The sequence below is a fragment of the Cohnella ginsengisoli genome, assembly GCF_029525555.1.
GTDB lineage: Bacteria > Bacillota > Bacilli > Paenibacillales > Paenibacillaceae > Cohnella > Cohnella ginsengisoli.
Genome location: NZ_JAPDHZ010000002.1, coordinates 1,333,490 through 1,347,077, shown reverse-complemented (window position 1 = coordinate 1,347,077; position 13,588 = coordinate 1,333,490). Strand labels below are relative to the sequence as shown.

At 59.6% G+C, this 13,588-nt stretch carries 9 protein-coding genes; 8 read left to right on the top strand and 1 reads right to left on the bottom strand.

What is annotated here, in order from left to right; all coding sequences use genetic code 11:
* Position 1: 1 nt before the first annotated feature.
* The gene (locus tag OMP38_RS06535) at positions 2 to 1,861 is read right to left on the bottom strand and encodes a cache domain-containing sensor histidine kinase (protein ID WP_277564363.1); all 1,860 of its coding nucleotides are present in this window, start codon (positions 1,859 to 1,861) and stop codon (positions 2 to 4) included.
* Positions 1,862 to 2,091: 230 nt separating this feature from the next.
* Here OMP38_RS06535 and OMP38_RS06530 point away from each other — a divergent pair, with 230 nt between their 5' ends.
* The 8 genes from OMP38_RS06530 to OMP38_RS34500 all read left to right on the top strand — a co-directional run bounded on the left by OMP38_RS06530 (position 2,092) and on the right by OMP38_RS34500 (position 13,582).
* Positions 2,092 to 4,413: an alpha-L-rhamnosidase-related protein gene (locus OMP38_RS06530; RefSeq protein WP_277564362.1), complete on the top strand. Its 2,322-nt coding sequence runs from the start codon at positions 2,092 to 2,094 to the stop codon at positions 4,411 to 4,413.
* Between the two features lie 136 nt (positions 4,414 to 4,549).
* Positions 4,550 to 5,968: an ABC transporter substrate-binding protein gene (locus tag OMP38_RS06525; protein WP_277564361.1), complete on the top strand. Its 1,419-nt coding sequence runs from the start codon at positions 4,550 to 4,552 to the stop codon at positions 5,966 to 5,968.
* Positions 5,969 to 6,078: 110 nt separating this feature from the next.
* Positions 6,079 to 6,957, top strand: a complete 879-nt coding sequence (locus OMP38_RS06520; RefSeq protein ID WP_277564360.1) for a carbohydrate ABC transporter permease — start codon at positions 6,079 to 6,081, stop codon at positions 6,955 to 6,957.
* A gap of 1 nt (position 6,958) precedes the next feature.
* On the top strand, positions 6,959 to 7,849 hold the full coding sequence (locus OMP38_RS06515; protein ID WP_277564359.1) for a carbohydrate ABC transporter permease: 891 nt from the start codon (positions 6,959 to 6,961) through the stop codon (positions 7,847 to 7,849).
* Between the two features lie 36 nt (positions 7,850 to 7,885).
* Positions 7,886 to 8,275, top strand: coding sequence for a hypothetical protein (locus OMP38_RS06510; protein ID WP_277564358.1), 390 nt, complete (start codon positions 7,886 to 7,888; stop codon positions 8,273 to 8,275).
* A complete protein-coding gene (locus OMP38_RS06505) occupies positions 8,253 to 10,028 on the top strand; it encodes a glycosyl hydrolase family 2 protein (RefSeq protein WP_277564357.1) in 1,776 nt (591 codons plus the stop codon). The genes OMP38_RS06510 and OMP38_RS06505 overlap by 23 nt, the downstream gene beginning before the upstream one ends.
* 91 nt (positions 10,029 to 10,119) lie before the next feature.
* On the top strand, positions 10,120 to 11,028 hold the full coding sequence (locus OMP38_RS06500; protein WP_277564356.1) for a polysaccharide lyase domain-containing protein: 909 nt from the start codon (positions 10,120 to 10,122) through the stop codon (positions 11,026 to 11,028).
* Positions 10,946 to 13,582: a discoidin domain-containing protein gene (locus tag OMP38_RS34500; RefSeq protein ID WP_338130478.1), complete on the top strand. Its 2,637-nt coding sequence runs from the start codon at positions 10,946 to 10,948 to the stop codon at positions 13,580 to 13,582. The genes OMP38_RS06500 and OMP38_RS34500 overlap by 83 nt, the downstream gene beginning before the upstream one ends.
* The last annotated feature ends 6 nt before the right edge of the window (positions 13,583 to 13,588 follow it).

Here is a 13,588-nt window from a genome sequence, read left to right as displayed (position 1 = left end):
ATCAACCCGTCTCCTTCTGCAGCTTGTCGTGCAGCGGCAGCTTGATTTTTACCGTCGTGAAAGCGCCAGCCTTGCCGCTTATTTTGATGCCGAATTCCGTTCCGAACTGTAGTCGGATGCGTGCATGCACGTTGCGGATGCCGAGCCCGGTTCCTTTGTTGCCGTCGCCTGGCGGTTCCTGCGTCGCAGGCTTGGGCAAGTCCGCCGTCATGGACGACGACTGTGCAAACCAGTCGTTAAAACGCGATATTTCTTCTTCGGACATTCCCGTACCGTTGTCGTAGATATAGATAAGACAGTGATCGTCCGCCGCCTTGGCCGTGATCCGCAGCTCGCCGCCGACGGCCTTGTTCGCCAAACCGTGCTGAATCGCGTTTTCGACCAAGGGCTGAAGCGTCAGTCTCAGAATGGGATTCTCCCACAGCGGGTCGTCGATTTCAAAAAAGGTCGAGAACCGTCCGGCAAAGCGAATGTCATGAACGTATACATATTTCCGGATGTGATCGATCTCTTCGCGCAGCGTAACGACGCTGCTTCCCTGATGCAGGCTGTATCGGAAAATCTCCGACAGGCTCTGCACCATGGCCGAGGCGCGTTCATAATCGTGACGGTCGATGACCGATTTGGTCGCGTACAGCGTGTTGTACAGAAAATGGGGATTGATCTGCGACTGAAGCGCGTTGAACTCGGCTTGGTTGCGAAGCAGGTTCGCTTCATACTTCTGAACGATCAGCGACTCGATATTCCCGACCATGCTGTTGAAGGCCTGGCTGATGCGGGCCAGCTCGTCGTTGCCCTTGACGGGAACCCGCGTGGAAAAGTTGCCCAACTCCAGCTGCTTGAACGAGGGCATGAGCCGGCGGAGCGGCTTGACGATCAGAAACGAAACGACGATGGAGATCAGCAGCACGATCCCGGAGATGACAAGCAGCATGGCAGCCGTAATGCTTCGAAGAAATCCGCTTTTTTTCTGCAGCTCGGACATCGGGAGCAGGGACACGACCTGAAAGCCGTACTGGGACGGGGCACTGGCGATTACGAGCATGCTCCGTCCGCCAACGTCGGTCTTGACCTGTCCGCGGCCGAGCCCCTTGGCGACGGCCAGCAGCTTGACGCTCTCCTGCTCGTTTAGTTCGACATTGCTGTAGATGAGCTTCCCCGTCCGGCTGACGATGGCGGTCTGCTCGCCTTCCTGCAGATTGACATTGGCAATGTCGCCAAAGAACTGCTCCGTGTTCTGATCGACGAGCAACACGCCGGCCGGTCCGTCCGCGTTGTAATCGGTGATGGACTGCGCGACGGAGATGACGACAGGCTTCGCGGCGCTGACGGGATTAAACAGAAAGTCGTTTGTATGCGGATCCAGAAAATGAGGCGCTCCATTCAGGGCCATCGTTTCCTTAAACCAGGGCTCGTCCAGAACGGAACCTGCGACCGAGTTGCGGCCCTGAACGTTGATGGCATACTTAACCTCGCCGTTCGTGTTGATTAAAGTAATGCCGTTCAGCTTGTCGTTCATCTGAATTAGGGCGAGAAAATAGCGGTCCAGACGTTCCTTGTAATCGAAATAGATGTCGCTGGTGTCGCTGGGCCCGGAGCTTAATATATAGGTGATTTCTTTGCTGATCAGGAAAAGGGATGCAGACTGCTTCTGCAAAATCAACACATTCTCGTCGATATTGCGCATGATCTGGTCGGAAATGGCGGCTTTGTTGCGGATGTAGTTATTTTCAACGTTGCGGGCAGACAGGCTGTAGGAGAGAGCGCCGTATAGATAGACGGGGACCGATATCGCAAGCAGGTAGATCACGAACAGCCGATACGCAATTGAATTGTTTGCCGAAAAGCGCCATTTACGCATCGAACTCCACTCCAGGTCGGTATGCCGCAGCATCAGGTTGTTCCTATCATAGCACGACGCCAAAAGGCGTTCTATGGCATGATCAAGAAATTGCACCCGATGTCAAGATGTTGGTGCTATCCCGCGTCATGGCGTCCGGCTTACAATGAAAAACCTGGAACAGGGAAGTGTGCAAGAAGAGAAGCCGTTACTGGCGGTATCCATACAGAAGGGCGAGGAGAGTGCGTGGGATGACGTGGTCGGCGAAATGGATCTGGTTCGGGGAGCCGAAAGAACGCAACCGTTACGTGGAGTTTCGCAAGGTCGTTGAGCGATCGGAGGAGGAGTTGAAGAGCCCCCACGCGATTCACGTATCTGCCAGAATCGAATACGATCTGCGGATCAACGGCGAGCGAGTCGGGCGAGGGCCGTCGCCCTGTACGCAGGATTGGCAATATTACGATACGTATGACGTTACGTCCTATTTGAAGCCCGGCGCCAATGTAATCGCTTCGGTCTGTTATGAATTCGGCGAACCGGATATCGTAACGGGGCAAATGCAAGGAGATTCGGGCTTTCTGCTGCAGCTGGAATCGGTGGACGGCGGCATCTCGGCAGCAACGGACGATACCTGGCGGTGCAGGAAATCTCCGCGCTGGCGTACAACCAACAAGCGCATCAGCCGCTGGGGCGGCTTCAACGAGATTTATCTCGTACGCGAGGAAGACGGCTGGGAGCACGAGACCTTCAACGACGGCGACTGGTCCTTCGCGACCGTAATCGCATCCGCAGCCGATGCCGGCAGTCCTTGGCCGAGACTGCTCCCCAGGGAAATTCCATTCTTGAGGTCCGAGCCGCGCTACCCGATCGGTATCGTCCGCGTTGAAGAAAACTTCGGCGCAATCAGAGAAGCGAATCGCCTTATCGATGGCTCGGGGACTGGAAAAGCGACGCAGTTGGACGCTGCCCGCGCTGGCGCGATGCCGGCTATCGTATACGATTACGGCAAAGCGTTCGTCGGGCGGCCGGAGCTTGCGGTCCATGCACCCGAGGGAGGCGTGCTGCGAATCGCATACGGAGAATCGCTTGAGCTTCAGGAGGTCGATACGTTTATACTAAAACCCGGCAAGCAGACGTTGACCTCATTCGGCCGCCGGGCGGGCCGATTCGTGAAAATCACTGCGATGGGCACGCCGTCCGCCATCTCTCTCAGCTCTTTTTTCATCCGTCATACGGAATATCCATTCGAGCGGACATCCGTATTCCGAAGCGGCGATTCAGTCATCGATGCGATTCATGAAGTGAGCCTCTATACGACTCGCGTAAACAGTCAGGAACACACGGAGGATTGTCCGTGGCGGGAAAAAGCGCTGTGGGTCGTCGACGCGGTTGTTATGGGCAAAATTATTTATGCCAATTTTGCGGATACCGCGCTCATGCGAAAGTGTCTGCTCCAAGGCGCGAGGATCCAGAATGACGACGGTTCTATCCCCGGCACAGGTCCCGAGCGCAATGCCATGCTGCTGCCGGACTTCTGTGCCTATTGGCTGCTTGGCGTCTACGATTACTGGAGGTATTCGGGCGACGATTCGCTGCCGCGCGAGCTTGCGCCGGCTATCGACCGTCTTATGGACTGGTTCGAAGCCCAAGTGGACGATACCGGTCTGTTCGCCGGAGCTGACCGGGACGGATGGTGGTGCTTCATCGATTGGACGGACGATGTCGATCGGCGTGATAAGGTTGCGGGCATTTCGTTCCTTTACTACAAAGCGTTGCTGGCGTACGCGAAGCTGGGGGAGGCGTTTGGCCGCGGGGAGCAGCATGTCTTAGCCGCGCAAAGAAGAGCGGAACGGCTGAAGAGCGATATTCGAAGCCGGCTATGGCATTCGGAGCGCGGCATGTACGTCGATTGCCTGGCTGGAGACAGTCCATCGCCGCATTTTTCGCTACAGACTCAATTTTTGGCGGCCTGGTGCGGACTATTAGATGGCCTCGAGCTTGAACGTTTTCTTGACGAAGTTTATCTCCCTGGCACGCTGCCTCCGGTCAAAGGCCCGTTTTTTCAGCACATCGTCCTGGAAACGCTGCGCGATGCGGGGCGCCGGCAACAGGCGATGGCATTGATCCGCAGCTATTGGGGAGAGATGCTGGCACGCGGCGCAACGACATGGTGGGAAACGTTCGACGCATCGCTGCCAAGCTGCACGATCCCCAGTACCTATCAGGGACATACGCCAACCTATTTGACGGAAGATATCCCGGTCAGTCTCTGTCATGCATGGGGTGCTTCGCCGGGCTATTTACTGAATCACCTCGTATTCGGCGTCGATGTCTCGGAAGCGGGAAGCGGCCTGATCCGGCTGTCTCCGCCCGATCTCGAATTCAGTCAGGCGGATGCGGTCATTCCGCTTGCGGACGGATCGGCGGTGCGCATCGCCTGGGAAACCCGGGATGGCGTCTCAGCAGGCTTGATAGAGATTCCGGACGGCTACCGCGCGGCGACCCTTACGCGTTATCCGTTGGAAATAAGGGGCGCGGTCGAAACCCGGTACGAGGACGAAGCTTTCCTGTAGGGCTTAAGCTGCAGGGATGATCAAGAAATTGCACCCGATGTCAAGATGTTGACGCTATTCGCTGCTGCGGCGTCCGGCTTACAATGGGCATGCGGGACAGCGCCGCAGGGTCTGTTCATCATAGGAGGGGTTCTCAATGAAAAACGCACGGACACGGAAAAGCGTACAGGCATTGATTCCGGCGAGCATTCTGGCGCTCGGCTTGCTCACGGCATGCGGCTCGAATTCGGATGCGGGCGGCAGCGGAGCCTCCGGCGGCTCGAATGCGGGCAGCGCGGAAAATACGGAAGCGGCGAGCACGGCTGGCGGTACGGCAAGCGGCACGGCGACGGCAAGCGGCGCGCCGACGCAGGATACGGAAGCGTTCTCGATCAGCGTGGCGAGCTGGAACCTCGGCGACGAGCCGCTCGGCATCGTGAAGGCTTATCGCGAAGCGTTCGAGAAGGCCTACAAGGTCAAATATCCGAACGCCACGATCGAATACAAAAATACGCCGGGCGAGGCTTACTTCGATCTCCTCAAAGCGCAAATGGCTTCGGCGTCCGCCGCCGACGTCGTTCAGTTCCAGAGCGCGCAGCTCCCGTTGTTCGCGAAGGCGGGCTATATCGCCGACCTGTCGGACATGCCGTTCGTCGCGAACATCGACGGCGCGCCCAAGACGCAAAGCTCCTACGGCGGCAAGGTGTACGCCGCGCCGTTCGACCTGAACAGCAACGGCGTCTGGTACAACCGCAAGCTGTTCGAAGACAACGGCATCCAGGTGCCGAAGACGTGGGACGAGCTGATGCAGACGGCGGAGACGCTGAAAGCCAAGGGCATCGCGCCGTTTGCCGGCGGCTTCAAGGACGCCTGGGTGGCGAGCATGACCGTCAGCGTCTTCCTGCCCAACGAATACGGCAGCGATACGTTCGAGAAGGACGTCTACAACGGCGCCAAGAAGCTGAACGGTCCGGAAATACAGGCCGCGTTCAACAAGCTTCAGACGCTGGTCGACAAAGGCTATTTCGGCAGCAACGCGCTCAGCAACGGCTGGGATTTGCAGCGCAAAGATTTTGAAGACGGCAAAGCGGCCATGATCATTCACGGTCCTTACATCGGCGGTCTCGTGAACAGCGAGATGAAGGACCAGGGCGGCATGGAAACCGGCTTTTTCGCCCTGCCGAGCGATAAGGGCGACCCGACGCTCAGCGTGTCGGTCGGCGTATTGACCGGCGTTAACGCCCACACGAAAAACGTGCAGCGGGCCAAAGACCTGGTGACGGCCATGCACGACACCGACGCGATCATCATCCGCGACAAGGATGCGGGCGTGTTCCCGGCCATCAAAGGCATCGAGATCGATTACAAGGAGATCGGCAACAAGGATTTCCTGAGCGTGCTCGGCTCCACCAAGAGCATGATCCAGGGGCAGTTCATGCCGGCTTCCGTCGGCGACGTCTATGCCAAGATGTTCACCAAGATGCTGGCCGGCAAGGCGTTCAGCCCGTCCTGGCTGGACGAAGCCGACAGCGCCTTCACGCGCGACAAGGGGCTCGTGGCGCCTCCGGAGCAGTAAGCGCATAACAACGGCAGCGACTCGCTGGCCGACAAGAGGGATGCCGCGGATCAAGCTTCGCCGCCGTATCCCTTCTTCTTTCCAACGAACAACCGAAAGCAGGGAAGCGTATGAAATCGGGTTTCAGACATGCATGGGTCGAACTTTCCTTTGCGGCGCCCGCATTGATTTTGTTCCTTATCATCGTCGTATGGCCGTTCGTCAGTTCGTTCTATTATTCCTTAACGCAGTGGGACGGATTTTCCAAGCCGGTCTTTATCGGCTTCGACAACTTCGTCAACCTGTTCAAGGAGCCCGGCTTTCTGATCGCGCTTCGCAATACGCTGCTTTTTGCGCTGGCCGGTCTTCTCTTAAGCAACACGCTGAGTCTTGCGCTCGCGCTGGCGCTCAATAAAGCGGGACGCGCGCAGACGGTGCTGCGCACGATCTTCTACCTGCCGGGCGTCGTCAGCTTCGTCACGATGTCGATCGTCTGGACGATGATCTATCACAACGACGGCGCGCTGAACCAGCTGCTGAGATCGATCGGACTCGGCTCGGCGGGGCGGGAATGGCTCGGCACGTACGATTCGGTCATGCCGGCCCTGATCGTCATCATGGTGTGGGGCGGCGTCGGTTTCGGCGTCATCGTCTTTCTGGCCGGTCTCGGCTCGATCCCGTCCGAGCTGTACGAAGCGGCGAATTTGGACGGCGCAGGGCCTTGGTCCGTTTTTCGCCGCATCACGTTCCCGCTGCTCATGCCGTCGATCACGGTCGTGACCTTCCTCGGGCTGACCACGACGCTTCGCATGTTCGACCTGCCTTTCATCATGACGAACGGCGGCCCGGGGGATGCCTCGAACACGATCTCCCTGATCATTTACAAGCATGCGTTCAGCTACAGCAATTACGGGTACGCGACGGCCGGAGGCATCATTCTCTTTCTGTTCGTCTGCGTCGTATCGATGCTTCAGCTCAGGCTGACGCGAAGCAAGGAGGTGCAGATCTGAGATGCGTGCGCTTCACACTTCGGCCCGCGCCGAACGCCAGGCCGATCGCATAAGCGCCGGTCGAACCGCCTCGCTGCCGACGCTTCGCGTCGCGTCGCAAGCCGCCACCTGGCTTGCTGGCGCGATCTTCCTCGCGCCGTTTCTGCTGTTCTTCCTGAATACGTTCAAGGACAAATCGCATATTTTCGACGCCTTCTACATGCCGGATCTCACCGACCTGAGCAATTACAGAACGATGCTGCGCAATACCGATTTCTTCGCCTCTCTGTCGCTTACGGTCGTCATTTGCGCCGTCACACTGTTTTTTATCGTTTTGTTCTCTTCGATGGCCGGCTACATCATCAGTCGCTCCGAGCGACGGTGGATCAAGTGGATGTACGCGCTGTTCGCGGCAGGACAGATCATTCCGGCCCAGTCGAGCATGCTGCCGCTTTACAAGCTCGGGGTGGCGACGCATCTGATCAATACGCCCGTCTTTCTGATCATCATCTATGTGGCCGGGGGCACGGCCTTCGCTTCGCTCTTCTTCGCGGCGTTCACGAGAACGATCCCGCAAGCGCTGGAGGAATCGGCATTCATCGACGGCTGCGGGCGGTACCAGACGTTTTTCCGTATCATCCTGCCGCTGCTCAGGCCGGCGACCGCCACGATCGTGACGACGACCGTGTACTGGTACTGGAACGATTTTCAGGGGCCGCTCATTTATTTGAATGCCGGCAAGGTAGCGCCGCTCATGATGTCCGTCTACAAGTTCATGGGCGCCAACGCGACCGTGGATTGGGGACCGGTGTACGCGCTCTGCTTTCTGTCCGCCATCCCGATGATTTTGTTTTTCCTGCTCACGCAGAAGTATCTGCTCAAGGGACTTGTCGTGGGGTCGGTAAAAGGCTAGTTCGCTCGTCAGGCGAACGAGGAGGATTGCGCAACGATGAACGATGCGAAAAGCGGCATAGGAAATGCGTTCGAAACGCCTCCGCCTCGATTGAGGCCTTATCAGATCGTGCACGATTGGGGAAGCGATCCGCAAGAGAAGCTGGATCGACTGGCAACGCTTGGGATCGGCGGCATCGTAACGAACGTATCCTGGGACGATCGCTATTTGAAGGACAAGTGCGCCTTTCGCGAGCTCGATGCGCATATAGACGCGGCGAGGCGGATGGGACTCGGCGTCTGGCTGTACGACGAAAAAAGGCTATCCCAGCGGGTCGGCGGACGGTCTTACGCTGTCGGAGCATCCCGAGCTTCAAGCGCGGGGGCTGTACCGGATATCCGTGTACGGCAGCGGAATCGCACCGGTGGTCTTGGCGCTGCCGGATGACGGCATTCGCTTTTATTCCGCATCCGTGCATCCGCTTGCGGACGATACGGATGGCACGACAGCGTGCCGCGCGGAAACCGCCGATGACGGCGCGACGGTGCGGACGAACGGCATCGAAGGAGATTGGGTGCTGTACGCTTACGTGGAGAAGTTCCTATATGAAGGCACCCATGCCGAACGGAACGGCTGGTCGCCGCGCCGTTATCCCAATCTGCTGGACGACCGGGCGGTGCGGAGGTTTATTGAGACGACTTACGAGCCGTATGCGGCTCATATCGGACATGGACGAATCGGCGAAGCGGTGTCCGCATTCTTTACAGACGAGCCGAGCCTGATGGCCGCGTATCAAAATACGGAGGATACGTACGAGCAAGCCGTCGTTCCGTGGACGGAGGCGCTGCCCGGACGGTTTGAACGGGAGCATGGCGAGGCACTCGCGCCTTGCCTCCATGCGCTGTTTGAAGGCGACGGCAAGATGGAGCGAACCGTTCGCGTGCAGTTTTACCGGACCGTCGCCAATTTGCTTGCCGAGAGCTATTTTCGTCAGCTTGCGGACTGGTGCGGGACGCGGGGCATCCGCTTTTCGGGTCACGCCCTGTTGGAAGAGAGCATGGTGTATCACGCCGCTTATTATGGAAGTCTGATGCGCGTACTGCGGGAGATGCCGTTTCCAGGCGTCGACATGCTGACGACCAGACCGCAGCGCTATATCGACGATCCGTTCGGCTATCTGCTTGCGCCGAAGTTCGTCAGCTCCGCTGCGCGAGCCGCCGGCCGCCGGGACGTGATGGCCGAGATTTGCCCGGTTCATTTCGATCCGTCCGGCGCGTATGCATACGACGGCGAAGCGACGATTGACGACATGACGGGGACCGCCAACCTGCTCTATATGGGCGGGGTGACGCACATCAATTCTTATTACAATGCATTGGATATGGAGGCGTCGAAATATCGGCGCTACTGCGCGCATGTCGGCAGGCTCGGCGTCATGCTGGAAGGCGCGGCGCACAGACCCGACGTCGGCGTCTACTACGCCATCGGGACGTATCAGGCCGACTACAAGCCGATTCGTCAAGCGGTGCGCCGCCAGCCCGAAGCGATGTGGCGCCGTCACGAATCGCTGCTGGCGACGGCGCGCGGGCTCTTGTCGGCGGGACTGGATTTTAACTTTCTCGACGATGAGGCGATCTTGGATGCCGGGCTCGAGGATGGCGCGCTTGCCGTCGGCGGCATCCCCTATCGCGCGGTGCTGATGCATGGCGCGGAGGTCGTTCCGCTCGCCGTGCTGGAGAAACTGCAGCGCTTCGAGTCGGCTGGCGGACGAGTCGTCTGGACCGGATCGCTGCCGACAAGCGGTATTTACGCCGGGGAGCATGCCGAAGTCGTCCGGCGGATGCGCGCGTGCGAGCTTGTCTCCGCGAGCGAGGCGGCGGCCAGCATAAGTCGCGTCCGGGACGAAGCGGCAGAACAGCCTGCGCTTCGGGTCGCAGACGTCGGCGGCGAACGGCTGTTCATGAGCCGGTACGACAAGGACGGCGAGGAGCTGCTCATGCTGCTCCATGCCGGCGACGGCACGGCGGAAGCGGTGCTGGAAGGAAGGCCCGGCCTGACGGAAGCCGTGGCTTGCGATCCGGAGACGGGGAGCCGGGCGCGCGTGGCGCTGCCGTTCAGGCTGCGGCTGCAGCCGTACGGCTGTCTGTTTTTGCGAACGATGAGCGCGGAAGCAGAATCAGACGCAGAAACAGAAAAATAGGACGGCCGATAACCGGGGATGGTCGATAACCAAGTCTACGCTTCAACTGTAAAATGAAAGCGAATACATGCCATGAAGGAGACGATGATCCATGAATCATAAACGTTTAAGGCCGGCTCTGATGACGGCTTTTTCCCTCCTGCTTATCCTGCAGCTGGTCGGCTTCGTATTCTCGCCGGCGGTCGTACATGCGGCAGATGCGGCCGTATACTACGTCAGCCAGTCGGAGGGAGACGACGCCGCGGACGGATTGTCGGAGACGACCGCCTGGAAGACGTTGACGCACGTGTCGGCGCAGACGTTTCAGCCCGGCGACCGCATTTTGCTCAAGTCGGGCGACCGTTGGACGGGAGAGACGCTGACCTTGCGCGGCAGCGGTACCCCGGAACTGCCCATCGAGCTGTCGTCCTACGGGACGGGGGACAAGCCGCTTATTTCCCCCCAAATGACCGACGCGTCGGCGATCACGCTCCATAACGAGGAAGGCTGGCGCATCGACGGCATCGCGATGGAGAAGGCGATGACGGGCATCAACGCGGAATTCGACGGCGTCTACGACAAGCGGTCGCTCGCTTTCGAAAACCTCGACATCCGCGACATGGACGATACGTTCAACAGCAAGCCGAATCTGTATAACCACTTTTCGACGGGGATCGCCCTGAAGGGGAACGGCAATGCGTCGACGTACCATCTGCGCGGACTTACGATGAAGTCGATCGTCTTCGACAACGTGAATACGCCGCTCTTCCAGGGGGGCGATCTCCCAATATACGAACACGGCGGGGTTCGGCACGAACGCCAGGTTCAAGGACGTGACGATCGACGGTCTGACCGCGACGAACGCCAAGCAGTGGGGCTTCAACTTCCTGTTCATGGTGGATGCGACCATCACGAATATCAGCGCGGAAAACGTGGGTATGCTGGGCGGCACGCACGACGGCGTCAACCCCTACGGCATCGGCGGCATCGTCGTCGCCAATTCCAAAAACGTCGTGTTTGACGGGGTCGAGCTTCGCAACATCGGCAAAGGCTCGCAGGGCTACGACGGCGTCGGTTTCGATTTTGAAGGCGGTACCGACGCTTCAAATGTCACGCTGCGCAATGCGGTTATAGACGGCATCGACGGCGCCGGCATCATGATCTTCGACAACGGCGGGGTAGGCGGTACCGACGGCGCCCATGTGGACGGCGCGACGATTCGCAACTTCGGCAGGAGCCCCGGGAACTCCAGCGGCGGCATCAAGTTTTTTCCGAACACCCGCTCGACGGGCACGATTCAAAATGTGACCGTCGATCGCGGCGACGCGCAGGTTCCCTTCCTCGAAGGAAGCGCCGACGGGTTCACGCTGACGAACATGACCTACCTGCCGGAAGCGCTCAAAGCCGAGTTCGTCGCGCTCGACACGGCGACCTCGGGCGATTGGCGCAGCCGGTTCGGACGGGAAGGCTACAAGCTCGAAAAGCTGGAAGCGAAGCTCCCCGCCTATGCCGTGCTGAGCGAGACGAGCGGCGCAAGCCCCGTCGTCCTGCAGGAGGCGACCTCCGATCGCAGAGCGCTCACTAATGCCCAGGGCACGGCAAGATCGGCAGCCGCCCTCGTCTCGCAGGATAAGGGAGGCACGCTCGCCTACGATCTCGATCTGAAAGACGGCTTGACGCACCGGATCGCCTTCTACATGGCGGACTGGAATCGCGAAGGCATGAAGCAGTCGGTGACGGTCGAGGATGAAGCGGGACATGCGCTCATCGAACCGCGTACGATCGAAAATTTCGGCGACGGCGTTTATTACGTATTCGATGCGGCGGGCCATGTCGTCGTCAAGGTGACCGGTGCCGCGGACAGCAAGGCGACCGTGAGCGGGCTGTTTTTCGGCGGCGCGAAGGCGACGCCGATCATGACGGTCGGCAAGGCGGCGGCGAAGCCCGACATCGACGGAGAGATCGGCGCCGGTGAATGGACGGGGGCCGAACCGATCGACATGAGCGACGAAACGCAGGTCGCGCAGGGGGACGGCGCGCTGATCGGCGCGACCGAAACGGACTTGACCGGAACCGTCCGACTGATGTGGGATTCCTTCGGGCTTTATTTGGCGGGAACGGTTCGGGATAACGAGTATTTTAATCCTTACGGCCAGGGAGACCCGCTGAACAACAACGATGTCATCCAGCTGACGGTCGACCCGATGAACCGCAAAACGTCCGGTACAGGCGACGCTTACATTTTCGACTTCGTGCCGACGTCCGGCAGCGATCAGAGCGGACCGGCCGCCTGGTACGAGCATTGGAAATGGGGCGGCGCCGATTATCGGGCGGGCGTGAAGGTTGCCGGGAAAAAGACGGCCGACGGCTACTCGCTCGAAGCGTTCTTGCCGTGGAGCGCGCTCCGCAAAAACGGGGAGTCTTTTACGCCGGGTCCGAATATGAAGCTCGGACTGGGCGTAATGATCGGCGATTTCCGCGCGAACGGCCAGCTGAAGGGGATCTTGACGAACTTCGGCCAAGGCGAGAATACGATCGGCGACGCCTCCTCGTACCGGACGGCGCTGCTGACCGAACGCGCAACGGCCAGCGCGAACGTGTCGCAAGGCAAGCCGGTCATCGCTTCCAGCAACAACGCGCCCAGCTCCGATCCGGCGATGGCGGCAGACGGCGACGAAGCGACGGCCTGGGTAGCGGCGAACGGCGATCTGCCGCAATTTCTCCAGGTGGACCTTGGCAGGTCTTATCACTTGAGCAGAATCGAGCAACTGTATCTCACGAACGACCCTTGGAAGTACACGCTCGAGGGCTCGAACGACGGGACGGACTGGACGATGCTCGCCGATCGGTCGGACAATGCGGTGCAGGGCCCTTCTTTTGCGGACGACGTCGCGGGCAGCTATCGGTACGTGCGAGTCAACATGATCGCGGGCTGGGGCAACTGGGCGACGATGAAGGAGTTCAAAGTGCTGACGGACGAATCCCTTCTCATCTCCGCCGCCTATGCGATCGATGAATCGGCCCGTACGATTGCCGGCGTGCGGCACGGAGAAGCGGTCGATACGTTCCTGAGCCGGCTTGCCTCCGTTAACGCCGAGATCGGTCTGTTCCGGGCGGACGGGACGACGCCCGTCGCCGGAGGCACGGTCGAGGACGGCATGAAGCTGATTTTGCAATCGACCAAAGGACAGGAGCCTGTCGTCTACACGGTGAACGTCGATTCGCCCTTTACGATATCGACGTCCTTCAAGGTCGGCCATAACGGGCATCCTGCGGGACTTGCGCCAGGCGAGCTGCTCACGGGCATGCTTCAAGCGACGAACAACGGCGCGGCGGCGCAGACGGTCACGCTCGTGACGGCCTTGTACGACGACTCGGGCGAGGACGGCGCGCTGGTCAACTTCTCGTACCGGACGCAGACGCTCGCGGCCGGCGAGACGTCGACGCTGACGGCGGGCTTCAAACTGCCGAACGCGGTAGCCGGATTTAAAGCGAAGCTGTTCGTCGTGAGCGGCAGCGATTTTCTGGCCCCGACCGGCATTTTAAGCGAGCCGGCCGTGCTGGCCGGCGAGTGAGCGATA